Below are 22,759 nucleotides of genomic sequence, written 5' to 3' on the forward strand. Positions count from 1 at the left end.
AGCGGGACACTAAACGGGGAAGTCCCCATTTAGTCTCCCGGGCCGAGGAGGAGCGATGGCGTTCACCGCCGACGACCGCACCGAGATCACCGAGTTGATCTCCATGCACGGCCACCTGTGCGACAGCGGGGACCTGGACCGGCTGGAGGAGCTGTTCACCGCCGACGTCGTCTACGACGTGTCCGACTTCGGGCAGGAGCCCCTGCGCGGGGTGGCGGCCTGCGCCGCCGCCGCGCGTGCGCTCGGCGAACTCAACCCCGTCGGGCATCACGTCACCAACATCGTCCTCGCCGAGGCCGCGGGCGGCCGGGTGCACGCGCGCTCCAAGGGGCTCGGTGTCAACGCCGACGGCACCGTCGGCAGCGTGACCTACGAGGACACCGTCGTCCGCACCCGGCACGGCTGGCGGATCAGCCACCGGACGGTCCGCGCGCACCGCACTCCGCTGGGCGGACGCCTGTGACGCGCCGGCGGGCCCGGGCGTAGCTGGCAACGATCTCGCCAGCCGTAGAAGGCCGCCGTCCTTCCACCGTGTGGGCGAAGGTGCGGTTCAGTCCGTGGGAGTCGGCCCCACCCCGATCTCGTTCAGCTTGGCCAAGTCCTCAGGAGCGAGGGAGAGTCCCGCACCGGCGATGTTCTCGCGCAGGTGTGCCGTCGATGACGTGCCGGGGATGAGCAGGATGTTCGGTGATCGCTGCAGCAGCCAGGCCAGTGCGACGGACATCGGTGTCGTCTCCAGTCGGACGGCGACCGCCGAGAGCGCCGTGGACTGGAGCGGGGTGAAGCCTCCGAGGGGGAAGAAGGGCACGTACGCGACGCCGTCGGCGGCGAGCCGGTCGATGAGCGTGTCGTCGTGGCGGTGGGCGAGGTTGTACATGTTCTGCACGCACACGATCGGCGCGATGCCCCGTGCCTCGTCGACCTGCTCCTCGGTGGCGTTGCTGACCCCGAGATGGCGGATCAGTCCCTCCCGCTGGAGTTCGGCGAGCGTTCCGAACGCCTCGGCGAGCGAGCCGGGCCGGGGGCCTTCGGCGTCGCCGAGTCGGAGGTTGACCACGTCGAGCACGTCGAGCCGGAGCGACCTGAGGTTGTCGTGGACCTGGCGGCGCAGATCTTCGGGCCGCCGGGCCGGAGGCCAGCCGCCCTGCTCGTCGCGGGTCGCGCCCACCTTGGTCGCGATGCGCAGCGGCCCGGGATAGGGGTGCAGGGCCTCGCGGATCAGCTCGTTGGTGACCCGCGGCCCGTAGGCGTCGCTGGTGTCGATGTGGGTGATGCCGAGGTCGACCGCTTCACGCAGGACGGCCAGGGCACCCTCGCGATCCGGGGGCGGCCCCATGACCCACGGGCCGGCCAGTTGCATGGCGCCGTAACCGAACCGGGCGACGGCCAGGTCCCCCAAAGTCCAGGTGCCGCCGGGAAGGGAGATGGAGGGTGTGCTCATCTTGATGCCTTTCGTCGTGCACGTGGGGTGGCGTCTGCCGCCTCCTGCATCAGCATTGGAGAGAAGCTCCCTATTGGGAAGTAGGTACTTTGAAGTGCGTAACCCACCCATCGGCGAGAGGGGCGATCGGTGACGACGATGAAGGCGGCCCAGAAGAGGGCTCAGGCCAAGGTGGAGTACAACGCGTTCCTGGCGGGGTGCCCCAGCCGGCAGTTGCTCGACCGAATCTCCGACAAGTGGGTCGTGCTGATCCTGTGTGCGCTGGGCGGCGACAACGGCCCGGGCCAGCCCGACGGAGCACCCGCGGACGCTCCGAAAGCGATGCGTTACTCGGAGATCTCTCGTCTTGTGGCCGGGGTCAGCCAGAAGATGCTGACCCAGACGCTGCGGTCGCTGGAGCGCGATGGTCTGCTCACCCGGACCGTCACGCCGACCGTCCCTGTCACCGTCTCCTACGAGCTGACCGACCTCGGCCTCTCGCTCCACCACATGACACGCGGGCTCAGGGCCTGGGCGCAGACGCACATGACCCAGGTCCTCGCAAACCGCGAGGTCTACGACACCCGCCCCTCCTGAGGCACGCCGTCCGATCCTGCTCTTTGCCGGAACCGCAAGGTTTCGTGCCGAGCGACGGCGCCCCTGCCGAGAATGGCGGCGGGCCCGCCGCGGGTCTGCCGCCCGGCGAAGAAGGAGATCACTGTGCCCAGCACCACGCGCCGCGACACTCCGCCGCCCCGCTCCGGAGGCGGCGAGGCCGAGACCCTGCGCGGGTTCCTCGACTACCTGCGGACCTCGGTCGCCGCGAAGGTCGAGGGCGCGCCCGAGCCGCAGGTGCGGGCGGCCGCGGTGCCCTCGGGCACGAACCTGCTCGGCCTGCTCAACCACCTGACCTTCGTCGAACGGTCGATGTTCCTCGGGGAGGAGGTCGCCGACTGGCAGGCGACGTTCCAGGCCGCGGCCTCGGACGGCGTGGACGAGATCGTGGCCCGCTACCGGGAGGCGGTCGAGCGCGCCAACGAGGTGCTCGACGGCTGCGCCGACCTCGGGGCGCCCCTCCCCCGGCCGGGACGCCCCGGCCCCAGCGTCCGCTGGGCGCTGACCCACATGATCGAGGAGACCGGCCGCCACGCGGGCCACGCCGACATCCTCCGCGAGCAGATCGACGGCGCGACCGGCCGCTGACGCCCCGCCGGCGTCATCGCACCGTGGTTCACAACGCCAGGATCGCGAACAGCACCCCGCCGATGACGTGCGCGGCGACGGTCACCACCAGCGCGACGATGAGCAGGTTCTTGGCCACGGGGTGATCGAACTGGGAGCCGCGCGGGCCGCGCCGGTCGGAGTTCCTCAGGGCCTGCTGCTCCAGCTCGTCGATGGAGGGCAGGAAGGACGGTCGCTTGATGGCCATCGGCCTCTCCTTCAGTGCGCCAGGATGGCGAACAGGACGCCGCCGATGACGTGACCGGCGACGGTCAGCGCCAGCAGGGCGATGAACAGGTACCGCGCGGTGGGGTGCCCGAGCTGTCCGCGCTCGCGCACCGGCGCGAGCTCGGCCTGGCGCTGGGCGATGCGCTCTTCCAGCGGGGCTCGGCGCAACACGACACCTCCATTGCCTACCAACAGTTGGCACACAAACCATTGCGGTACTCTTTATAACCGGTAAGCGCCCCCAAGACATCCCTCGGGAGGACCCGTGGCCAGTGATCTGCGCGACATCGCCAACCCGCTGGCACTGGAGAACCAGGTGTGCTTCGCCCTGGTGGTGGCCTCGCGCACCGTGCTGGCGCACTACCGGCCGATCCTGGAGCCGATGGGGCTGACCCATCCGCAGTACCTGGTGATGCTGGCGCTGTGGGAGCACCGGCAGCTGTCGGTCAAGGAACTCAGCGCCCTGCTCCAGCTCGACCCGGGCACCCTGTCGCCCCTGCTCAAACGGCTGGAGGCCGCCGACCTCATCCGCCGCGAGCGCGACAGCCGCGACGAGCGCCTGCTGGCGGTCACGGTCACCCCCGCCGGGCGGGCCCTGCGGGAGCAGGCCGAGAAGATCCCCGCCACCATCATGGAGCGCCTGGGCATGAGCATGGAGGAGCTGCAGGACCTCCACGGCACCCTGACCCGCGTCATCGCCGCCGCCGGCGCGGAGAACTAGAAGGCCCTCCACTCGGGTCCGTGCGACCGGCCCCGAAGTAGCTCTGCGGGTCGCTCCGGGGCAAGCTGGCTCCCTCTTGCGCGTCAGTCCGGCAGCCAGTGCAGTTCGTGCGCCAGGGTTTTGGCGACGGCACGGATGCGACGGTGTAGTGGCGACTGCTCGCGTGGGAGGACCAGGTGGATCGTCAGGCTGGGCGCGCCCCGCAGCGGTCGCCAGGTGAGACCGGCCGGTTGGACCGTGACCGCGGCTTCTCCGGCAGGGGCGAGGGTGACCCCGTCGCGCAGGTCGCGCTGAGACATGTCGAAAGAGACTGCGGGCGTGTGGAATCGGGGGTGTGGCCGGGTGTCCCGGAACAGCGCGTACAGCTGATCGTGGATCACGGGGTTGGTCGCGCGGTCCGGGAGTCGCAGCGGATACGCGGCCGCGTCGGCGATCTCGATCTCCGGGTGTTCGGCCAGCGGATGGTGCTGCGCCAGCTGGACCCCGACGCGCTCACGCCGCAGCAGGAGCCGGCGCACGCCACGGCCCGGCTGTTCACCGCGGGTGATCCCCGCATCGATGCGGCCGTCGGCGACCGCGGGGGATATCTCCGGTGTCGCCATCGGGACCGCGCCGACCTCGAGTCCGCTGTTGCCGCGAATCAGCCTGTCCACCAGGGCCGGTACCGTCTCGGCCCCGGTGCTGAGGCTGTATCCGATGCGCAGCGTGCCCAGTTCACCGGCCGCCGCGCTCCGGGCGGTGTCCCACGCCCGGTCCAGCGCCGCCAGCGCGGGCGGCGCGGACTCCGCCAAAGCCGCACCGGCCGTGGTCAATACGACGCTACGCGTGTTGCGGACCAGCAGGGCCGTACCGAGTTCCGCCTCCAATCGGCGCATCCGGGCGCTGAGTGCGGGCTGTGCGATACCGATCCGTGCGGCCGCGCGGGTGAAGTTCAACTCCTGCGCCAGCACCAGGAAGTACCGCAGGCTCACCGTATCCGGCGCCACGCACCCTCCCTGCCGATTGATAACGATCCGTTCTGAGTCTATCCCGTACCGGTCTTTCCCTCGACCGCATATCGAGCCCTAACCTGCGCATATGACGATTCAACGGGCCGCAGCACCGGTCGCCGGGATCGATCGATCTGTGTGTCAATTCGAAGTCAGACGTGTCCGGTCGAACATAGGAGGTTTCCATGGCTAAGGGCTACTGGGTCAGTGTCTATCCCGCCATTTCCGACCCTGAGATGCTGGCCGCCTACGACAAGCTGGCCGGTCCGGCCGTCCAGGCTGGGGGCGGGCGGGTCCTGTCCCTCCTCCCGTCCCGTGGCGGTCGAGTCGTCGCCCACGAGGCCGGAATCACGCAACGCGTCGTTCTGATCGAGTTCGACAGCTTTGAACAGGCCGTCGCGGCATACGAAAGCGAGGCATACCAGAAGGCGCTGGCGGCCCTCCCCGACGGCGTCGAGCGCGACTTCCGCATCATCGAAGGCGTCGACTGACCGGCGGGCCCTGCCATCGTTGAGCATCCGTCACCTGATACGCACGCCCCCGGCGGTGCGGTCGTCATCCACTATCCGGGGCAGGACGGCACCGGCTGAGGCAGGACGGTACGCTCCGGGACGAGTTCGGTCGGCCGTGGCGGCTCCGGCTATCGGCGGACGCCGCTCGCGGTTGCCGGTTCGTTGAGTGTCAAAGGGGGGCCGATGTCCTGGCCGGATGTCACGGTGGTTGATGCGTGCGTGCGGCGCGACGGCCGGGGCGGCAGCCCCACGGCCGTCACCGACGACGACCCGGCGGCGACGGACGCGGACCGGCGTGCGGTCGCTGCCGCGGCCGGCGCCTCCCACGCGGCGTTCCTCGGCCCGGGGCGGACGCCGGACGGTGGCTGGCCGGTCCGGTTCTTCACCGCCACCGCCGAACTGTCCGGCTGCGGGCACGGCACCGTTGCCGCGCAGGCCGTCCGGTTGACCCGCACCGCGCTGGGCGAGCTGAACGACCGCCAGCACACCGGCGGGCGCACGTTCGACACCGTCGCGATCCGCCGCCCCGCCGGCATCGAGGTGTGGTTCGACCAGGGCCTCGTCGCGCTGCGTCACCCGGTACCGGACGAGCGCGCCGCGATCGTCGCCGCGCTCGGGCTCACCGCGGACGACCCGCATCCGACCGACGCGCCACGGATCGCCGCGCCCGGCGCACCACGCATGCTGGTACCGGTCCGCGACCGGTCGGTGCTGCTCCGAGTCCGTCCACACCTCGGCAGGCTGGCAGCGGCGTGCCGGCGGTACGGGCTGCTCGGCTGTTTCGTGTACGTACCGCCGGTGGGCGACCGACCGGGTGCGGCGCGGATGTTCGCGCCGGCGATCGGTGTCGACGAGGACGTCGCCAACGCCAACAGCACCGGCTGCCTGGCCGCCCACATGCTCGACGCGACAGGGGCGCAGACGGTCGCGATCGAGGTGGAGCAGGGTGACACACTCGGTCGACCGGCCAGCGTGCTCGCTTCGGCCCGACGCGGGCCGGCGGGCATCATGACCCGGGTCGGCGGGCTAGCGGTGGTCCGCGACGGACACCGAGGCGACGACTAGACCGTCCCGTTCTGCGATCCGCGCATGGGGCTGGGGCTGTCCGCTGCGGTCAAGCGTTGGCACCTGGCGGCGGCCGTCAGCGGAACGCGGCGTCAAAGGCGCGGTTATCCCGTGCAGGTGAATCGTGATTTCGATGGCCTGGTAGGTGGGGTGCTTGGGGCCGCCGCGGGTGAAGCGCCGCAGCATCTGGTGCGCCTCAGTGCTCTTCGGCCGCAGCGCGGTGGCGTACTTGACCATCTGGTCGTCGTGTTGGCGGTCAGGTCCCGGGCGATCGTCTTGTTCGACAGCACCTCATCCAGGCCCGGCCACGCCTCGTCCTCGCCGACACCCGGCCGGTACACATCGAGCTCATGAAGAACGCCGCCGAGATCGGTCAGCTGCTGATCCTTCGCCACGCACGACACTGACCTTTCAATGGACCGCGTGAAGAGAAGCTGTCGTGTCGTCGGCCCGCTGATGGTCGGCATCCCGGAAATTTCCTCGAAGAATTTCGGGAGGCGGTGTCGGATCGGGGCGGGGGTGTTCGTGGCAGGGGTGAGGCCGGCCACGAGGGGCGGCGCCAAGGCGAGGGACAGCGATCATGAAGCTGACGACCATGACTCAGGTCACCGTCGACGGAGTGGTGCAGGGCAACGGCGGCGCGTCGGACGAGGACCGCGGGAACGGGTTCGAGCGCGGCGGCTGGGCCCTGGGGAAGGGCGACGCTGAAACCCACGCGTTGATCAACCGGACCTACCGGCGCGCGGAGGCGTTCCTGTTCGGGCGGCGGACCTACGAGCTGTTCGCGGGCTCGTGGGGGACGCTCACGGTCCAGGACGCCCCTGCCTGGGAGTCCGTCGTGGAGGCGTTGAACACACGGCCCAAGTACGTGGCGTCGACCGGGCTCACGGACCCGGCGTGGTCGGACACGACCGTCCTGTCCGGTGACCTCGCGGCCGCCGTCCGGGAGCTGAAGGCCAAGCCGGGCGGTGAGCTGCAGGTGCACGGCAGCGGCACCCTGACCCGGTGGCTGCTGGAGAACGACCTGGTGGACGAGATGACCCTGATCACCGTCCCGGTGGTCGTCGGCCAGGGAGCGCGGCTGTTCCCGGCCGCGGGGCCCGATCTCGCGCTCGACCTGATCGAGTCGCGCGTCGACTCGAAGGGTGTGACGATCCAGGTCTACCGGCCGGCCGGGCGCCCGCAGTACCCGACGGCCTGAAGTCACCGCCCACCGAACGGCGTCGTCGCGGCGCCACAGGAGATGATCTTCATATGCGGTATCTGGTTTCCGTGATCGATGACAAGAGCGATCCCGGCAGCACCGACAGGCAGCCTGCCATCAGCGCGTTCAACGAACGACTGATCGCCGAGGGCCACTGGGTCTTCGCGGGCGGACTCGCGGACACCGACGCGGCCACGGTCGTCGACAACCGGGGCGACGAAGCGGTGTTCAGCGACGGGCCCTTCGTGGAGTCGAAGGAGTACCTCGCCGGGGTCTGGGTGTGGGAGGCCCCCGATCTGGACGTGGCGCTGAAGCTCGCCGCGGAGGCGTCGAGGGTCTGCGACCGGAAGATCGAAGTGCGGCCGTTCCTGTGAGCGACGTCCAGGAGGCGATCACCCGCGCCCACCGCGAGGAGTGGGCGCGGGTGGTCGCCGCCCTGACCAGGCGCTTCGGCGACCTCGACATCGCCGAGGAGGCGGCGGCCGAGGCGTTCGCGACCGCCGTGCAGCGGTGGCCGGCCGACGGCGTGCCTCCCAACCCCGGCGGCTGGCTGACCACCACCGCCTGCCGCAGGGCCATCGACCGGATCCGGCGCGAGAACAAGCGCGACGACAAGCACATGGAGGCTCGGAGGGTGTACGACGACGACCCGCCCGAGCCCGTCGGCGCCATCGACGACGACCGCCTCCGGCTGATCTTCACCTGCTGTCACCCGGCGCTGGCGATGCAGACGCGCGTGGCGCTGACGCTGCGCATGGTCGGCGGCCTGACCGTGCCAGAGATCGCCCGCGCCTTCCTGGTCGCCGACACCGCCCTGGAGCGGCGGATCACACGCGCGAAAGCCAAGATCAAGGCGGCTGGCATCCCCTACAGGGTGCCGTCCGCCGAGGACCTCCCGGCGCGTGTGACCGGTGTGCTCGCCGTCCTGTACCTGGTGTTCAACGAGGGCTACCTGGCGACGGGCCCCGGCGCCGGTCCGGTGCGCCGGGACCTGACCGCCGAGGCGATCCGGCTCACCCGCCTGCTCCGTGCCCTGATGCCGGACGACGGCGAGGTGGCCGGGCTGCTGGCGCTGATGCTGCTCACCGAGGCCCGCCGCACCGCCCGGGTCTCGGCCGGAGGCGAACTGGTCCCCCTGACCGAGCAGGACCGCGGGGCCTGGGACGCGGCGCTGATCGCCGAGGGGCACCGGCTGGTGCGCGAGCGCCTCGCCGCTGCCGCCGCCGGGACGGCTCCGGGCCGCTACCAGATCCTCGCCGCGATCAACGCCGTGCACACCTCCGCCCGCGACGTCCGCGACACCGACTGGTCGCAGGTCCTCGCCCTCTACGACCAGCTCGTCCGCCTCGACGCCTCCCCGGTGATCGCCCTCAACCGGGCCATCGCGGTCGCCGAACTCGACGGCCCGCAGGTGGCGCTGGCAGCCGTCGACCGTCTCGAAAGCAGGCTGGCCCGCTACCACGCCTACCACGCCACCCGCGCCGACCTGCTGCGCCGGCTGCACCGCGGCCGTGAGGCGCGCGAGGCCTACGACAAGGCCATCGAGCTGGCGGGCAACACCGCGGAGACCGCCTACCTGACACGCCGCCGCGACCAACTGCGATAGCGCCCGCGCGCGGCGGCGGCGTCGTGGTCCCGGGAACCTTGAAGGGCTCGCTGTTCACCCTGGACGCCATCCTCACCGTCGACGGCGGGCCGCGTCCACGAATCAGGGGCGGGCGTCGGCGAGGAGGCGTTTTCGTTCGGGGGTGTAGTGCCACCAGGGGCGGGCGGGCTTTCCTTCAGCCTGGTCGACGGCGGACATGACGGTGTCGAGCAGGCAGGGGTCGAGGCGGCGGCCGTGGGCGGCCGACATCCGCTCGTACAGCTCGACGGGGTCCAGGCCCTCCAGTTGGGCGATGGTGGTGATGCCGATGCGGTCGAAGTAGGCGGCGACGGCCGGTCCCACGTTCGCCAGTTCGGACAGTTCGCTGCTCATAAGGCCAACGTAGGCGTGGTGAGGCGGGGCGGTCTTGTAGGAATCGGTCAAGGGACGGCGAGGTCGAGGGCGGTGAGGCGGGCGGGGTCGGCGATCATCTCGTAGCCGGTGACGCGGCCGTCGTGGACGGTGACGGCGAGGGCGAGCAGGAGGCGGCCGTGCGGGGCGACGACGGCGCCGATCGTCCCGTCGACGAGGGCCGGCGCGGCGTACCTGGCGCGGCGGCCGAACAGCTGCATCTCGCGGGCGACCGGGCCGGCGCCGTGCAGGACGGCGGGGCGGCCGGGGGTGAGGGCGGCGTGGTCGGCGCGGCGGACGACGTCGGGGGCCAGCACGGCGAGGAGGGCGTCGAGGTCGCCGCTGCGGGCGGCGGCGAGGAACGCCTCGACGACGCGGTGCTGTTCGGCGCGTTCGGGGGGCGGTGGGGCGGCGGCGCCGCGGACGCGGTGGCGGGCGCGGCTGGCGAGTTTCTTGGCGGCGGCCGGGTTGCGCTCGACGATGGGCGCGATCTGGTCGAAGGGGACGGCGAACACGTCGTGCAGGACGAACGCGACGCGTTCGGCGGGGCCGAGGGTGTCCAGGACGACGAGCATGGCGCGGCCGACCGATTCGATGAGGACGGTCTCGGTTTCGGGGTCGCCGTCCTCGGTCTGGACGGGTGAGTGCCATCCGTAGGGTTCCTCGCGCCGGGAGGTGCGGGCGCGGAGCATGTCGAGGCAGATGCGGGCCACGACGGTGCGCAGCCACGCCTCCAGGTCGTCGATTCCGGCGGGGCCGTGGCGGGTGAGCCGCAGCCACGCCTCCTGGACGGCGTCGTCGGTCTCGACGGTGTTGCCGAGCATCCGGTAGGCGACGGCGCGCAGGGCGGCACGGTGCGCCTCGAAGCGTTCGGCGAGTTGGTCGTGCATCGGTCACCTTTCCGTGCCGTGGTGCGTCTGCTTCGTGGCATCCGAGAAACGACGACGGCCGGGGAGTCAGATGGTCCGACATGACGAGGGTAGCGAGCCGGGCGGGCAGCCGCTGCTGCGGCCGGTGGCGCTGGGGGATCTGGAGCTGCCCAACCGGGTGGTGATGGCCCCGTTGACGCGGTCGCGCGCGTCCGGTCCCGGCCTGGAGCCGACGGACCTGCACGCCGTCTACTACGGGCAGCGCGCCACGGCCGGGCTGATCATCGCGAGGGGGCGTGGGTGGGTGAGCGGGCGGTCGGGTTCCCCGGCGTCCCGGGCATCTACGGGGAGCGGCAGGTGGAGGCGTGGCGCCGCGTCACCGGTCTCGTCCACGCGCTGGGCGGGCGGATCGTGCTGCAGTTGTGGCATACCGGCGCCCATTCCCATCCCGACCACCGGGGCGGGGCGCGGCCCGCGGGGCCGTCGGCGGTCGATCCGGGCGAGGTGTGCTGGACGGCGGCGGGCCCCAGGGCGACGGTCACGCCCCGGGAGATGACGCGCGCGGAGATCGAGGAGACGGTCGCCGCGTACGGCGCGGCGTCCGAGCGAGCGCGGCGGGCGGGGTTCGACGGGGTGGAGGTCGCCGCGAACGGCACGTTCCTGCTCGCGCAGTTCCTGAACCCGCGCCTGAACCGCCGCGCCGACGCCTACGGCGCGGACCGGGGCCGCCTTCTTCTGGAAGTCGTGGACGCGGTGACGGCTGCGTGGGAGGGGCGCCGCGCCGGGGTCCGGCTGTCGCCGTGGTGGAGCGTGCGCGACACCTCGGCCCAGGCGCGCCACGCCGACTACCCCTACACCGCGGGCGAGGCGACGCTCGCCGCCTACGACGCCCTCGTGGCGGAGCTGAGCACCCGTCCCCTGGCCTACCTGCATCTGCGCGGGCGGGCCCTGCCCGGGCCGGGCGCGGTGCCGGACCTGGACGAGTTCGCCCGCTACCGCAAGCTGTTCGACGGTGCGCTGGTCACCAATCACGGTTTCGGGCGAGAGTCGGGGAACGCGGTGGTCGAGGCGGGGATCGCCGACGCGGTGTCGTTCGGGCGGCCGTTCATCGCCAACCCGGATCTGGTCGCCCGGTTCGCGCTGGGCCTCGCCGTGGCGGGCGGCGACGAGGCCACCCACTACGGCGGAGGCGCGCGGGGGTATGTCGACTATCCGGTGTGGGCGGGGTCCTAGGCGCCGGCCGCGGGGGGCGTGACGAACTCGGGCTGGTCCAGGACGCGCAGCCAGCTGCCGTCGGGCTGGCGCCGGACGACCTGCGCGCGTGCGCCGGCCCCGTCCTTGGGCGGGGTGGAGGTGAGGGCGAGGTCGCCGCTGATCAGGGTGGGCAGCGGCTCCTCGGGCGTGAAACGGGGGCGGCCGGCCAGGACCTTCTCCCACAGTTCGCGGATGGCCTGGCGTCCCACGGTCTGGGAGCCGGGCGGGTAGGCCATCACCGCGTCCTCCTCGTAGAGGGCGGCGACGCCGGCCGCGTCGCCGGCGTTGGAGCGTTCGACGAACAGTCGGGTGAGGTCTTCCGGCCGCATGGCCTTCTCGTACTGCGTCATGGCTTCCCCCAGGTCGTTGGTGTTGTCACCTCTCATCGTGGTCGCCTCGGGCCGAGAAGTCCAAGAGATGGTTCTTCTGGTTTCCAGAAGCGTTGGTTATGCAGGCTGGAAGAGTTCGACGAGGTTTCCGGCGGGGTCGGCGATCAGGATCTGGCGGCCGCCGGGGCCGGTGACGAGGTCGCTGCGGAAGGTCAGGCCCGCGCGGCGCAGCCGGGAGATCTCGGCGTCCAGGTCGTCGACGGTCAGGTGGATGCGGTTCCCTCCGGCGACGGCGGCGTCCGCGGGTGTGGCGCGGGCGCCGGAGCTGGCGGGTCCCGACAGCAGGAGGCGCAGCGGGCCGCGCACGACGTCGGCGAACGCGGGCGCCGCGTCGTGGTTGAGGGTGAAGCCGAGGTGGGCGGTGTAGAAGTCGACGGCTGCCTGGACGTCGTCGACGAGGTAGCGGACGCCTGCGTGCGTCTCGTGTCCGGTCACGGGTGTTCCTCCGTTGTAGGCGTGGGCTGTGATGTCTGGGCGAGGAGGGGCAGCAGGTGGCGCACGCGCGCGTCGAGGTCGGCCGCCACCTGGTGGAAGGCCGCGGGCGTGTCCGGCGCCGTGGCCGGGTCGGGGGTGCTCCAGTGGGCGTGCCGGGCGTGGTCGCCGAAGTCGGGGCAGGCTTCGCGGGCCTTGTCGCACAGGGTGATGACGCGGTCGAAGCGGCGGGGCAGGGCGTCCAGGCGGCGGGGGTGCTGCGCGGAGATGTCGATGCCGTACCGCTCGCGCAGGACCTGGACGGCGCGGGGGTGGATCTCGGTTTTGGGGCGGGTGCCGGCGCTGGCGGCGGTGACGCGGCCGTCGGCGTGGTGGCGTAGGAGGGCTTCGGCGATCGGTGAGCGCGCGCTGTTGCCGGTGCACACGAACAGCACGGCAGGGGCCGCCCGGTCCTGCGGGCCGTCGGGGAGGCGCGGGGTCGCGGGGGCGGGCCGCAGCGCGGGGTGCAGGGCGGCGCCGGCTTCGGCGAGGGCGTCGGCGCAGCGGTCCAGGTCCAGGCGGTAGTAGCTGTCGCGGCCGTCGTGGCTGCTGCGGGCGGCGGTGACGAGGCCGCCGTCGCGCAGCAGGCGCAGGTGGTAGGAGACGAGGTTCTGCGGCGCGGCTGCCAGGTCGGTGAGTTCGCGGACGCGCAGGTCGCCGTCGGCGAGGGCGGTCAGCAGCCGCCAGCGCAGCGGGTGGGCGGCCAGCCGCACGAACGCCGGGGCGGCTTGACTCGGTGACGCCATGCCCGGACGATACATCAAATGAGTTTGATGGAGTAGCGGGCGAGGGGGTGGGCGATGGCGTTGCGGCGCCGGAACCGGGGCGGGCCTTCGGCGGCCGCGTCTGAAACGGGCGCGTCTGAAACGGGCGCGTCTGAAACGGGCGCGTCTGAAACGGGCGCGGCCGGGACGGCGGGGCCTGGGGCGGGCGCGGCGCCCGCGGGGGGTGAGCGGCTGGCGCGGCGGCTGGGCACCGGGGACGCGGTGCTGATCGGGCTCGGGTCGATGGTCGGGGCGGGGGTGTTCGCCGTGTTCGGGCCCGCGGCGCGGGTGGCGGGCACGGGGCTGCTGGTGGGGCTGGTGGTCGCGGCGGTGGTCGCGTACTGCAACGCGGTCGCCTCGGCGCAGCTGGCGGCGGTGTATCCGACGTCCGGCGGCACCTACGTGTACGGCCGCGAGCGGCTGGGCCCGTGGTGGGGGTTCGCTGCGGGCTGGGGTTTCGTGGTGGGCAAGACGGCCTCGTGCGCGGCGATGGCGCTCGCCTTCGCCTCCTACGCGGTGCCGGGTCCGGGGTGGGCGCGCCGCGCGGTCGCGGCGGCTGCCGTGGCGGCGCTGGCGTCGCTGAACTACCGGGGCGTGACCAGGACGGCGCTGCTGACGCGGGTGCTGGTGGTCGCCAGCCTGGCGGCGCTGGCGGTGGTGGTGGCGGGGATCGCCGCGGGCGGGCGGGCGAGCGCGGCGCATCTGGGCGGGTGGGCCGCGGTGGGCGAGGGCGGCGCGTACGGCGTCCTGCAGGCGGCGGGGCTGCTGTTCTTCGCCTTCGCCGGCTATGCCCGCATCGCGACGATGGGTGAGGAGGTGCGCGAGCCGGCCCGCACGATCCCCCGGGCGATCCCGGTCGCGCTGTTCATCGCGGTGGCGGTGTACCTGGTGGTGGGGGTGGCGGCGCTGCTGGCGGCGGGTCCGGAGGTGCTGGCGGACGCGGCCGCGCCGCTGGCGGCGGCGGTCGAGGCGGCGGGGGCGGGGGCGCTGGCGCCGGTGGTGCGGGTGGGCGCGGCGCTGGCGTCGCTGGGCGCGCTGCTGGCGCTGATCGCCGGGATCGGCCGCACGGCGCTGGCGATGGCGCGGCGCCGCGATCTGCCGGGGTGGCTGGCGGCCGTGCATCCCCGGCACCGGGTGCCGCACCACGCCGAGGTCGCCGTGGCGGTCGCGGTGTGCGTGCTGGTGGCGGCCGCGGACCTGCGGGGGGTGATCGGGTTCTCCTCGTTCGGCGTCCTGGTGTACTACGCGGTCGCCAACGCGAGCGCGTTCACGCAGCCGGCGGCCGAACGCCGCTGGCCGCGGGCGCTCAACGTGCTCGGCGGCGCGGGGTGCGTGGTCCTGGTGGCGACGTTGCCGTGGACGTCGGTGCTGGCGGGGGCGGCGATGTTCGCCGTGGGGCTGGGCGGCCGGTGGCTGGTGCTGCGGCGGCGGGGCCCGGGCGCGCCCGGCGGCATACCCGGTGGCGGGTAGGGGGAGGGAGACGCCGCCGCAGGTGAGGTCGGTTCTGGAGCCTTACCTGGACGGAGTGGCGGGACAGGCGGCCGGCGCCTCGTCAGGTCTGCAATCGCCTTGACGATGTCTCGAGCATCGCGCGTTTTCCCGGATTTGGAATCGGGGTTTCGGCCTGACGCGCCCGGCACAGTTCCCGCGGTTCTGATTCAACCGGGCGCCGCGCCCCGGGGGCAACCCCTTTTTCTCAAGGGGGCGCCCCGGGGGCGGGCGGTCAGCGGGCGAACAGGGACGCGTAGACGGTGCGGTCGCCGTCGGTGACGATCTGCCCGGCCAGGTGGGGGCCGGTGACGGTGGACAGCCGCAGGTCGAGGTAGCGCTCCTCCTCGTGGAGTTCGACGGGGCCGGTGGGGAGGTCGGCGAGCCAGCCGCCGATCTCGGTGAGGCGGGCGGAGCGGTCGCGTTCCAGGGCGGCGCGGAGCCCGGCGAGCCCCGCCGCCCCGTACGCCGTCGTCTCGTACGGTGTCGTCCCGTACGGTGTCGCGTCGTGCCGGACGCCGTCGCAGAGGGCGGCGCCGGGGCCGGGCGGGGCGGGTTCGGCGTGCCAGGCGGCGACGCCGTAGGCGAAGCAGACCAGTGCGGTCCACATCTCGGCGAAGTAGCCGGGGTCGGGTGCGATCTCCAGGCCGGCGAAGCGGCCGGAGACGAAGAACAGGGCGCCGAGCTGGCCGGGCTGCGGTTCCAGGCGGGACTGGAACTGGGTCAGCACGGCGCGCTTGCGGGACAGGATCTGCTCCAGGTGGCCGCGGCGGGGCAGGCCGTGGCGGGCGTTGAGGGCGGCGATGTCGTCCCACAGCTTGCTGTACCCGGTGACGCCGCGCAGGTCCAGGGCGCGGGCGCGCAGCTCCAGCGGCAGGACGAAGAACCACTGGTCGCGTTCGCTGAGGTAGCCGCCCTGGCTCTGCTGGACGCAGCAGGCGTCGTCGAAGCGCACGGTCTGCCCGGCGGCCAGGAACGCCGACCGGCACAGGGCGTGGTTCTGGGCGCGGTCCTGGATGTAGCCGATGTGCAGGGGGACGATGGCGACGCCGGAGTCGGCGCGGTTGGCGAGCTCGACCTGCCCGTAGCCGGCGACGCGGGTCAGTTTGAGGCCGGTGCGGGGCGGCGCGAAGCCGGGGAGGGCGGGCCCGGCGATGGGGACCATGGTGAGCGCGCCGGCCTGCTGGGGGGTGCCCAGGCGGTGTCCGGCGAGGCTGAGGGGGCCGGGGACGAGGGTGTCGAGCGCCGTCATGCGGGTCATGCGGTGCTCCCTTCAGGTCTGGGCGTGCGCGGGTGCGGGCGTGCGCGGGCGCGTGGCGTGCGCGCGGAGGCCGGTTCGGGCGGCGGTTCAGGCGGCGGTTCAGGCGGCGATGCGGGCGGTGAGGGTGTCGGCCTGCCGGTCGAGGGCGTCCAGGCGGTCGTGCAGGGCGGCGCGCAGCCAGGGGGCGCCGGCGTCGCAGTGCCCGAACATCCAGGGCAGCAGTTCGGCGAAGTCGTCCTGGTGCCAGAAGCCGCGCTGCGGCAGGGACGGGGCGGGGCGGCGCAGGGTCAGGTCGTCGCTGCCGGTGAACTGGGAGTGGCAGAACACCACGGGGGTGGTGATGCCGGCGTGCGGCAGGCTCGCCACGACCCTGGCCAGGTCGCCGGGGTAGACGTTCTCGTAGCCGTCGGAGACGACGGCGACCAGGTCGGGTTCGGCGCCCAGGGCGTCCAGGACGCCGGTGGCCAGGTCGGTGGCGCCGCGCGGGGCGCGCTCGTCGCCGCCGGTCTCGATGACCTCCAGCCGGGCGCACACCTGCGACAGCACCATGCGCAGCGCGGCGGCCTGGGACAGGGCGGCCCATTCGCGGTCGCCGTAGCCGCGCATGGACGCCGAGGCGTCCATGACCAGGGCGAGGGTGCCGGTGAAGCGGGGGAACTCCGCGGCTGCGGCGCCGACCTGGCGGCCGAGGGCGGCGTAGAGGTCTTCGGAGGGCCCGCCCCGGTAGAGGTGGACGAGGGTGGCGGCGATGTCGCCGCGGTTGGTGGCGGTGATGGTGGCGGGCCGCCGGCGGACGGTGTCGACGGGCAGCACGGGCCTGTCGACCGCGGCGGGGTCGGCCGCGGTGGTGCGGGTCGCCGCGTCGTCGGGGTTGTAGAGGGCCTGGACGCGGTCGGGCGCGGCGGCGGGGTCGGTGAGGAAGCGCAGCAGGCGCCGCTGGAGGTACTCGGAGGCGGTGTCGCCGCCGGCGATGCGGCCGGCGCAGCCGCGGGCGGTGGCGGTGCCGAGGGCGTGCTCGAAGCAGTCGCGCAGGGCGGGGCGGCGCGCGGCGATGAGGGCGTCGGCGGCGGGGTGCTCCAGGACGAACCGCAGCGCGGCGCGGGTGGTGTGCTTGTGGTTGGCGCGCAGCCGCCGCAGCGCGAGCAGGACGGTGATGACGTGGGCGGGCGGCAGGCCCAGGGTCAGGACGCGGGCGACGCGGGCCTGCACGGCGCGGGCGCGGTCGTCCAGGCCGGCCTGGGAGGCGGCGAGGACCTGCAGCAGCACGCGGGCGCGCTGCCAGGGCCGGACGCCGGGGGCCAGGCCGAGCAGGGCGTAGCCCTCGGGGTCGCCGGTGTGCGCGGCGCGGTGCAGGTCCGCGTCGTCCCAGCGCAGGTGAGCGCCCCGGGGCAGGGTCAGGGCGGTGTCGTGGTGGTGCAGGTGGGCAAGGAGCGTGGGGGTGTCCATGGTTGTCGGCCTCCGCAACCCTGGAGTCTAGGAATGATCCGCGGTGGGTCGACACTCATTTTCCGGTGGCCGGGGCTTGGCCGGCGGTGTCGGAGGTGGCGGCGCCGGGCGGGGCGGCGGGTGCGGCGGCGTAGTGGCCGAGGCCGTGTTCGAGCAGGTCGAAGGCGCGGGCCGCGGCGGCGTAGACGTCCTCGGCCATCTCCTGGAGGGTCTCCCCCGCGCTCTTGCGGTCGGCGATCTGCTCGACGAGCGTGTTCTGCACGGCGAAGATCATGGCGGCGGCGGCGCGGGGGGCGATGTCGTCGGGGCCGGCGCCGGTGGCCTCGGCGAGCAGGTCGGCGAGGCGGTCCTGGGCCTGGCGGCCGATCTCGCGCTGGCGGGCCATGAGGGCGGGGCTGGCGCGCACGGTGCGGGCCCAGACCTCCGAGCCCTCGTGGAAGGCGGTCTGGTAGGCGCGGGCGTCCAGGCCCTCGAAGAAGCGGCGGCGGAACAGGGCCACGGCGCCCTCGCCGGGGCGGCGGTCGCGGAAGTCGCGCCCGGCGGCCTCGATGATCTCGTCCTGCCGGTCGAAGAACAGGTCTTCCTTGGTCCTGAAGTAGTTGAAGACGGTGTTGACCGACACGTCGGCGGTGCGGGCGACGTCGGCGATGGTGACGTTGTCGAACCCGCGGGTCATGAACAGGCCGGTGGCGATGTCGGCGATGCGGCGCCGCGTCTCGCGCTTCTTGCGCTCCCGCAGTCCCAGTTCCGGTTCGACGCCGGGGACGTGGTCCTCACCCATGCACGGAAATATACCTTCCCTGGTGTCACTGAAAATTTGGAGTGACTGCAAAATTGGGGTTACGCTAGCGGCCGTCGTTCTCAAGGAGGTCATCGTGATCGAGGCTCGCGGGCTCGCCCGCACCTTCACCGGCGGGCACGGGACGGTCGAGGCCGTCCGCGGCGTGGACCTGTCGGTCGCGCCCGGCGAGGTCGTCGGGTTCCTCGGCCCCAACGGGGCCGGCAAGACCACCACGCTGCGGATGCTGACGACGCTGCTGGCGCCGACCGCGGGCACCGCGACCGTCGCCGGCCACGACCTGCGCGCCGATCCGGCGGCGGTGCGGCGCCGCATCGGCTACGTCGCTCAGGGCGGCGGCACCGACCCGGGCGTCCCGGTCGCCGAAGAGCTGGACCTGCAGGCCCGCCTGTACGGGGTGCGCGACCGGTCCGCGCGGATCGCCGAGCTGTGCGGACGCCTGGACCTGGAGGGCCTCGGGTCGCGTCCGGCGGGGTCGCTGTCGGGCGGGCAGCGCCGCCGCCTGGACATCGCGCTCGGGCTGGTGCACCGTCCGCCGCTGCTGTTCCTGGACGAGCCCACCACGGGACTGGACCCGCAGAGCCGCGGCAACCTGTGGGACCACATCCGCGCCATGCGCGACCGGGACGGCGCGACGGTGTTCCTGACCACGCACTACCTGGACGAGGCCGACGCGCTGTGCGACCGGCTGCTGATCATCGACCGGGGCCGCATCGTCGCCGAGGGCACGCCCGCCGAGCTCAAGCGCCGCGTCGCCGGGGACGTGGTCACGGTGGAGCTGGCGGACGCCGCCGGCGTCGAGGGCGCCCGCAGGGCGCTGGCGGCGCATCCGGCCGTCCGCGAGGCCGCCGTGTCCGGCGGGACGCTGCGGCTGACCGTCGAGGACGGCGAGACGGCGCTGATGTCCCTGATCCGCGCGCTGGACGGCGCGGGGGTGGAGCTGGCGTCGCTGAACCTGGCCCGCCCCACGCTGGACGACGTGTTCTTCACCGTCACCGGCCGCTCGCTGCGCGACGCGGCCTGAACCGAGGAGTTTCCCCCATGTCTGGTGAACAGACCGCTTCCGTCGAAGCGCCCGCGGCGCCCGCGGCGCCCGCGGCGCCGGGCCGGGCCGCCGCTGCCGCGCGGGTCGCCTCCGACACCCGCCTGATCTTCCTGCGGTACATGCGGCAGACGCTGCGCAGCAAGGTCGCGGTGGTGTTCGGCGCGGTGCAGCCGCTGCTGTACCTGGTGCTGTTCGGGCCGCTGCTGACGGACCTGGTGGACGTGCGCGGGTTCGGCGCGGGCAGCGCCTGGCAGGTGTTCGTGCCCGGGGTGCTGATCCAGCTGGCGCTGTTCGGCGCCGGGTTCGCGGGGTTCGGGCTGATCGCGGATCTGCGGTCGGGGGTGGTGGACCGGCTGCGGGTCACCCCGGCCAGCCGCACCGCGCTGCTGCTGGGGCGGGTCCTGCGCGACACCGTCGTGGTCGCGTTCCAGGGCGCGGTGGTGGTGGCGGTCGGGCTGGCGCTGGGGCTGCGGGCCCCGGTGGGCGGGATCGCCGTCGGGCTGGCGCTGGTGGTGGCTCTGGCGGTGAGCGTGGCGTCCCTGTCGTACGTGGTGGCGCTGCGCACGCGCAGCGAGGACGCGTTCGCGCCGATCCTGACGTCGGTGACGCTGCCGCTGATGCTGCTGTCGGGGATCCTGCTGCCGATGAGCCTGGCGCCGGGGTGGCTGGACGCGGTGTCGCGGTTCACGCCGTTCCGCTACATGGTGGACGCGGCGCGGGCGGCGTTCCTGGGCGACTTCGCGACGGTGGCGGTCGCGGAGGGGGCGCTGGTGGCGGTCGCGCTGGCGGCGGCGTCGGTGGCGCTGGGCGCCCGCCGGTTCCGCCGCGAGAACGCCTGACCGGGGCCGGTCAGGGGCGCAGGGGGGCGGGGCTGGGCTGCGGGCCCGTCCCGCCGCCCTGCGCGGCGTCGCGTGCACCGGTCTGCGCACCACCGCCCTGCGCACCACCGCCCTGCGCATCACCGTCCGGCGGGCGGTCCGCGGGGGCGGTGACGTGCAGGACCTCGGGGTGGGTGACGGTGGCGCGCTGGGCGATGTAGGCGCCGGCCAGCACGATCGCGCCGCCGGTCATCTGCGCGGCGGTGAGGCGCTCCCCGAGGACGGCCCAGGCGATGAGGGCGGCGGCGACGGCCTCGGTGTAGCAGATGGCGCCGCCGACCTGCGCCGACAGGCGCTGCAGCCCGGCGACGCCGGTGAGGTAGGCCAGGACGGTGCTGACCAGGCCGATCCAGGCGACCAGCGCCCAGCCGGGCGCGGCGTGCCCGGCGACGGGCACCGGGGCGGGCAGCACCTGCCAGGGCAGCGTCCACGGCGCGGCCAGGGCGGTGAGGGCGAGGGCGGCGACGACGCCGCCGGCGGAGGTGATGACGAGGGCGTCGACCTTGCCGGCCAGGCGGTCGACGATGAGGAAGTAGCTCGCCTGGCAGGCGGCGGCGCCGAGCCCGGCGGCCAGGCCGACCGGGTCCAGCGACAGCCCTGTCCACACCTGCACGACCAGGGCGAGGCCGGCCATGGCGATCGCGACGCCGGCGGCGGCGCTGCGGTGCACGGGCGTGCGGCGCACCAGCCGCAGCCACGCCAGCACGATGACCGGGCCGCTGAACTCCAGCAGGATCGCCACCCCGACCGGCAGGCGCGAGGCGGCCACGAAGTAGAAGGCCTGGCAGCCGGCGACGCCGGTCAGGCCGTAGAGGGCCAGGGCGGGCAGGTGGGGGCGCAGGCCGCGGGCGGCGGCCCGCCCGCGCAGCAGGAACGGCAGCGGCGCAAGGACCAGCGCGGCGACCGTGATGCGCAGCCACACCGCCTGCAGGGGGCCGATTCCGGCCTCGATGAGGGCCTTGCCGAGCGGCCCGGACGCCCCGAAGCACACCGAGGACAGCACCGCCAGGGCCAGTCCCCCGGCGCGGGTCCGCGCGGCGACGTCCATCCTCACCCCCGGGTCGTGCGGTGTGCCGCAGAGCCCGCTCCCGGCGGGCTAATGAGCATCCTGTCATAACACTCCTTACAGGTCGATGGCGGGATACCGGCCTGTAATGCGGGCGATGCCGGACGCGACGCCCGCGGCCACTACTATTCGCCGGATGAGCTGGCAGTCGGCCGGGGCGGGGCCCGGCGGAACCGGAGGGGGCCCGAGCGGCGACCTGTTCGCCTCGGTCGAGGGCAACGTGCGCGAGCTGGTGGCCTCACCGTGGTGGCAGAGCGCCCAGCCGGCCGACCGGGCGGCGCAGATCGCCGCGCGGATGCTGTGGGGCGCCGGCGAGTGGTGGCTGTACGGCGCGTGGGGACGCTGGTACCGGTGCGGCCTGGACGGCACCTGGCACCCCTGCCCGCCCCCCGCGCAGTTCGAGGACCGCCGCGTCGCCGTCCCCGCGCCCCAGGGCGCCGGGACGCCGCCCGTCCCGCCGCAGCTGTTCCCCACCGGCCCGGACCTGTCGGCCGGGCGCGTGGCGCCGCTGGGATTCCTCGGGCCCGTCCCCGACACCGCCGTCGTCGCCCGCATCTCCCAGGCCCTGACCACCGCGCTGGCGGTGAACCCGCAGCAGTTCGCCCAGCGCGACCCGATGTTCCAGCCCGGCACGCCCAGCACCGTCGCCGCCGCGTGGGGCGCGCTGCTGTGGTGCGCCGGGTCCCCGGTGGTGCTGACCGAGCACCCGCTGATCGAGTCGTTCATCCCGTTCCTGACCACCTCGGCCGACCACCTGCACTGGATGATGCCGCCGGACTTCGCCACCCTGGCCGGCTACTACGTCCACCGGCTCGGCGCCGGCGACGGCGGCGGCGCCGCGCACATCGCCCGCGTCATGTACGAGGTCGCCGCCGGGCTGCAGGCCGACCCCCGGTTCCGCCCCGGCGCCGACGCGCTGGCCGCGGTGACCGCGGCGTCCCTGCGCATGGTCAACCAGGACATGGCCACCGTCCGGTACGGGCCCGAGGCGATCCTGCAGGAGTGGCGGCGCCGCTGCCCCGCCGAGTTCGCCACCCCGATGGTCCGCGACACCGCGCCCGGCGAGTACCTGCGCCTGGCCCTGTACGACCTGCAGGAGATCGTCGCGGAGCTGACCGGGCCGCGCCCGGCCGCGGCGGGCCGCAGCCACGACGAGGTCCGCCGCGCCGGGATCGCGGTGCTGGCCGCCGACCTGCAGGCCGCGCCGGGCGCGCTGCAGGCGCTGCAGCACTGGCTGGACGCCGACAGCGCCCGCACGCTGCAGGCGGTGCTGAACGACCCGGCCAACCCGCTGCGGTCGCTCTGGCCGCGCGACGGGCGGCTGCCCGACGCGCTGCGCAGCGACGACTCCGACGCCCTGGCCGCGCTGCTGGCCACCAGCTACACCCTCGGGCTGACGTGGTGCCGGCTGGCGCAGGTGCCGCCGCCGACGACGGGGTTCGCGGTGCCGCAGGCGGTCGCGGCGGAGCTGACGTCCCCGGCCATGCACACCCCGCCCTCCACCGACGAGCTGTCGGCGTGGGACATCATCAAGGCCGCCCGCGCCCACATGGCCGCCGAGCGCGCCGCCACCGGCGCCGACACTCCACGCCGGGCCGCAGTGGGCGGCGCCTCCCGTCGCGGCGGGGTCCTTCTCGTCTCGGGCGCTCCCATCGGGCGCCTCCCTTCATTTC

26 protein-coding genes and 2 pseudogenes are annotated in these 22,759 nt (G+C 73.7%); 14 read left to right on the forward strand and 14 right to left on the reverse strand.

What is annotated here, in order from left to right; genetic code table 11:
- Positions 1 to 55: 55 nt before the first annotated feature.
- Positions 56 to 463: a nuclear transport factor 2 family protein gene (locus tag AB0K37_RS15190; protein WP_363980428.1), complete on the forward strand. Its 408-nt coding sequence runs from the start codon at positions 56 to 58 to the stop codon at positions 461 to 463.
- Between the two features lie 87 nt (positions 464 to 550).
- Here AB0K37_RS15190 and AB0K37_RS15195 read toward each other — a convergent pair whose 3' ends face one another.
- Complete coding sequence (locus AB0K37_RS15195; RefSeq protein ID WP_363980431.1) at positions 551 to 1,441, reverse strand: aldo/keto reductase family oxidoreductase; 891 nt, start codon at positions 1,439 to 1,441, stop codon at positions 551 to 553.
- A gap of 129 nt (positions 1,442 to 1,570) precedes the next feature.
- Between AB0K37_RS15195 and AB0K37_RS15200 the strand changes: the two genes are divergently transcribed.
- Together AB0K37_RS15200 and AB0K37_RS15205 are read left to right on the forward strand one after the other, a co-directional pair.
- The gene (locus AB0K37_RS15200; protein ID WP_363980434.1) at positions 1,571 to 2,017 is read left to right on the forward strand and encodes a helix-turn-helix domain-containing protein; all 447 of its coding nucleotides are present in this window, start codon (positions 1,571 to 1,573) and stop codon (positions 2,015 to 2,017) included.
- A 123-nt stretch (positions 2,018 to 2,140) separates the two neighbouring features.
- Positions 2,141 to 2,623 carry a DinB family protein gene (locus AB0K37_RS15205; RefSeq protein ID WP_363980437.1) on the forward strand — a complete coding sequence of 161 codons (483 nt, stop codon included), beginning with the start codon at positions 2,141 to 2,143 and terminating at the stop codon, positions 2,621 to 2,623.
- A gap of 28 nt (positions 2,624 to 2,651) precedes the next feature.
- Here AB0K37_RS15205 and AB0K37_RS15210 read toward each other — a convergent pair whose 3' ends face one another.
- Both AB0K37_RS15210 and AB0K37_RS15215 read right to left on the reverse strand, forming a co-directional pair.
- Positions 2,652 to 2,849 carry a hypothetical protein gene (locus tag AB0K37_RS15210; RefSeq protein ID WP_345185244.1) on the reverse strand — a complete coding sequence of 66 codons (198 nt, stop codon included), beginning with the start codon at positions 2,847 to 2,849 and terminating at the stop codon, positions 2,652 to 2,654.
- A gap of 11 nt (positions 2,850 to 2,860) precedes the next feature.
- Positions 2,861 to 3,040 (reverse strand): hypothetical protein, encoded by a 180-nt coding sequence (locus AB0K37_RS15215; protein ID WP_363980440.1) that lies wholly within the window; start codon positions 3,038 to 3,040, stop codon positions 2,861 to 2,863.
- A 94-nt stretch (positions 3,041 to 3,134) separates the two neighbouring features.
- On the opposite strand from AB0K37_RS15215, the gene AB0K37_RS15220 reads away from it, so the two are divergent.
- Entirely contained in the window at positions 3,135 to 3,590 is a 456-nt protein-coding gene (locus AB0K37_RS15220) for a MarR family transcriptional regulator (protein WP_363980443.1), read from the forward strand.
- Between the two features lie 83 nt (positions 3,591 to 3,673).
- Here AB0K37_RS15220 and AB0K37_RS15225 read toward each other — a convergent pair whose 3' ends face one another.
- Complete coding sequence (locus AB0K37_RS15225) at positions 3,674 to 4,576, reverse strand: LysR family transcriptional regulator (RefSeq protein WP_363980446.1); 903 nt, start codon at positions 4,574 to 4,576, stop codon at positions 3,674 to 3,676.
- Positions 4,577 to 4,764: 188 nt separating this feature from the next.
- Between AB0K37_RS15225 and AB0K37_RS15230 the strand changes: the two genes are divergently transcribed.
- Both AB0K37_RS15230 and AB0K37_RS15235 read left to right on the forward strand, forming a co-directional pair.
- Positions 4,765 to 5,070 carry a DUF1330 domain-containing protein gene (locus AB0K37_RS15230; protein WP_363980449.1) on the forward strand — a complete coding sequence of 102 codons (306 nt, stop codon included), beginning with the start codon at positions 4,765 to 4,767 and terminating at the stop codon, positions 5,068 to 5,070.
- 204 nt (positions 5,071 to 5,274) lie between these two features.
- Positions 5,275 to 6,156: a PhzF family phenazine biosynthesis isomerase gene (locus tag AB0K37_RS15235; RefSeq protein ID WP_363980452.1), complete on the forward strand. Its 882-nt coding sequence runs from the start codon at positions 5,275 to 5,277 to the stop codon at positions 6,154 to 6,156.
- Here the strand turns inward: AB0K37_RS15235 and AB0K37_RS15240 are convergent.
- Positions 6,118 to 6,396: pseudogene (locus AB0K37_RS15240) on the reverse strand (hypothetical protein); the annotation flags it as partial. The gene AB0K37_RS15235 and the pseudogene AB0K37_RS15240 sit on opposite strands and share 39 nt — an antisense overlap.
- A gap of 340 nt (positions 6,397 to 6,736) precedes the next feature.
- Between AB0K37_RS15240 and AB0K37_RS15245 the strand changes: the two are divergent.
- Genes AB0K37_RS15245 through AB0K37_RS15255 form a run of 3 tightly spaced genes read left to right on the forward strand, consistent with a single transcriptional unit; the run spans position 6,737 to position 8,966 of the window.
- On the forward strand, positions 6,737 to 7,357 hold the full coding sequence (locus AB0K37_RS15245) for a dihydrofolate reductase family protein (RefSeq protein ID WP_363980455.1): 621 nt from the start codon (positions 6,737 to 6,739) through the stop codon (positions 7,355 to 7,357).
- 53 nt (positions 7,358 to 7,410) lie between these two features.
- Complete coding sequence (locus AB0K37_RS15250; RefSeq protein WP_363980458.1) at positions 7,411 to 7,734, forward strand: YciI family protein; 324 nt, start codon at positions 7,411 to 7,413, stop codon at positions 7,732 to 7,734.
- Positions 7,731 to 8,966 carry a DUF6596 domain-containing protein gene (locus AB0K37_RS15255; protein WP_363980461.1) on the forward strand — a complete coding sequence of 412 codons (1,236 nt, stop codon included), beginning with the start codon at positions 7,731 to 7,733 and terminating at the stop codon, positions 8,964 to 8,966. Before AB0K37_RS15250 ends, AB0K37_RS15255 begins: the two co-directional genes overlap by 4 nt.
- A gap of 102 nt (positions 8,967 to 9,068) precedes the next feature.
- Here the strand turns inward: AB0K37_RS15255 and AB0K37_RS15260 are convergent, their stop codons facing one another.
- Both AB0K37_RS15260 and AB0K37_RS15265 read right to left on the reverse strand, forming a co-directional pair.
- Positions 9,069 to 9,338 carry a helix-hairpin-helix domain-containing protein gene (locus tag AB0K37_RS15260; protein ID WP_363980464.1) on the reverse strand — a complete coding sequence of 90 codons (270 nt, stop codon included), beginning with the start codon at positions 9,336 to 9,338 and terminating at the stop codon, positions 9,069 to 9,071.
- A gap of 47 nt (positions 9,339 to 9,385) precedes the next feature.
- On the reverse strand, positions 9,386 to 10,246 hold the full coding sequence (locus tag AB0K37_RS15265; RefSeq protein ID WP_363980467.1) for a sigma-70 family RNA polymerase sigma factor: 861 nt from the start codon (positions 10,244 to 10,246) through the stop codon (positions 9,386 to 9,388).
- Positions 10,247 to 10,409: 163 nt separating this feature from the next.
- Here AB0K37_RS15265 and AB0K37_RS15270 point away from each other — a divergent pair.
- A pseudogene (locus AB0K37_RS15270) lies at positions 10,410 to 11,458 on the forward strand (alkene reductase).
- Here the strand turns inward: AB0K37_RS15270 and AB0K37_RS15275 are convergent.
- The 3 genes from AB0K37_RS15275 to AB0K37_RS15285 are packed head-to-tail and all read right to left on the reverse strand — an operon-like array spanning position 11,455 to position 13,085.
- On the reverse strand, positions 11,455 to 11,865 hold the full coding sequence (locus AB0K37_RS15275) for an SgcJ/EcaC family oxidoreductase (protein WP_363980470.1): 411 nt from the start codon (positions 11,863 to 11,865) through the stop codon (positions 11,455 to 11,457). The pseudogene AB0K37_RS15270 and the gene AB0K37_RS15275 overlap by 4 nt on opposite strands.
- Positions 11,866 to 11,925: 60 nt before the next feature.
- Positions 11,926 to 12,303: a VOC family protein gene (locus AB0K37_RS15280; RefSeq protein ID WP_363980473.1), complete on the reverse strand. Its 378-nt coding sequence runs from the start codon at positions 12,301 to 12,303 to the stop codon at positions 11,926 to 11,928.
- Positions 12,300 to 13,085: an ArsR family transcriptional regulator gene (locus AB0K37_RS15285; RefSeq protein WP_363980476.1), complete on the reverse strand. Its 786-nt coding sequence runs from the start codon at positions 13,083 to 13,085 to the stop codon at positions 12,300 to 12,302. The genes AB0K37_RS15280 and AB0K37_RS15285 overlap by 4 nt, the downstream gene beginning before the upstream one ends.
- A gap of 222 nt (positions 13,086 to 13,307) precedes the next feature.
- On the opposite strand from AB0K37_RS15285, the gene AB0K37_RS15290 reads away from it, so the two are divergent.
- On the forward strand, positions 13,308 to 14,573 hold the full coding sequence (locus AB0K37_RS15290) for an APC family permease (RefSeq protein ID WP_363980499.1): 1,266 nt from the start codon (positions 13,308 to 13,310) through the stop codon (positions 14,571 to 14,573).
- 253 nt (positions 14,574 to 14,826) lie between these two features.
- Here AB0K37_RS15290 and AB0K37_RS15295 read toward each other — a convergent pair whose 3' ends face one another.
- The 3 genes from AB0K37_RS15295 to AB0K37_RS15305 all read right to left on the reverse strand — a co-directional run bounded on the left by AB0K37_RS15295 (position 14,827) and on the right by AB0K37_RS15305 (position 18,079).
- Positions 14,827 to 15,852 carry a DUF6569 family protein gene (locus AB0K37_RS15295; RefSeq protein ID WP_363980479.1) on the reverse strand — a complete coding sequence of 342 codons (1,026 nt, stop codon included), beginning with the start codon at positions 15,850 to 15,852 and terminating at the stop codon, positions 14,827 to 14,829.
- A gap of 99 nt (positions 15,853 to 15,951) precedes the next feature.
- Positions 15,952 to 17,298 (reverse strand): hypothetical protein, encoded by a 1,347-nt coding sequence (locus AB0K37_RS15300; RefSeq protein ID WP_363980481.1) that lies wholly within the window; start codon positions 17,296 to 17,298, stop codon positions 15,952 to 15,954.
- A gap of 55 nt (positions 17,299 to 17,353) precedes the next feature.
- A complete protein-coding gene (locus AB0K37_RS15305) occupies positions 17,354 to 18,079 on the reverse strand; it encodes a TetR/AcrR family transcriptional regulator (RefSeq protein WP_363980484.1) in 726 nt (241 codons plus the stop codon).
- 94 nt (positions 18,080 to 18,173) lie between these two features.
- Between AB0K37_RS15305 and AB0K37_RS15310 the strand changes: the two genes are divergently transcribed.
- Together AB0K37_RS15310 and AB0K37_RS15315 are read left to right on the forward strand one after the other, a co-directional pair.
- Positions 18,174 to 19,121 (forward strand): ATP-binding cassette domain-containing protein, encoded by a 948-nt coding sequence (locus tag AB0K37_RS15310; protein WP_363980487.1) that lies wholly within the window; start codon positions 18,174 to 18,176, stop codon positions 19,119 to 19,121.
- A gap of 17 nt (positions 19,122 to 19,138) precedes the next feature.
- Complete coding sequence (locus AB0K37_RS15315) at positions 19,139 to 19,981, forward strand: ABC transporter permease (protein WP_363980490.1); 843 nt, start codon at positions 19,139 to 19,141, stop codon at positions 19,979 to 19,981.
- Positions 19,982 to 19,991: 10 nt separating this feature from the next.
- Here the strand turns inward: AB0K37_RS15315 and AB0K37_RS15320 are convergent, their stop codons facing one another.
- Positions 19,992 to 21,068, reverse strand: coding sequence for a DMT family transporter (locus AB0K37_RS15320; protein WP_363980502.1), 1,077 nt, complete (start codon positions 21,066 to 21,068; stop codon positions 19,992 to 19,994).
- 154 nt (positions 21,069 to 21,222) lie between these two features.
- Between AB0K37_RS15320 and AB0K37_RS15325 the strand changes: the two genes are divergently transcribed.
- On the forward strand, positions 21,223 to 22,759 hold a 1,537-nt coding region (locus tag AB0K37_RS15325; RefSeq protein ID WP_363980493.1), incomplete at its 3' end, for a hypothetical protein.

It is taken from the genome of Actinomadura sp. NPDC049753, assembly GCF_040674655.1.
Taxonomy (GTDB): Bacteria; Actinomycetota; Actinomycetes; order Streptosporangiales; family Streptosporangiaceae; genus Spirillospora; species Spirillospora verrucosospora.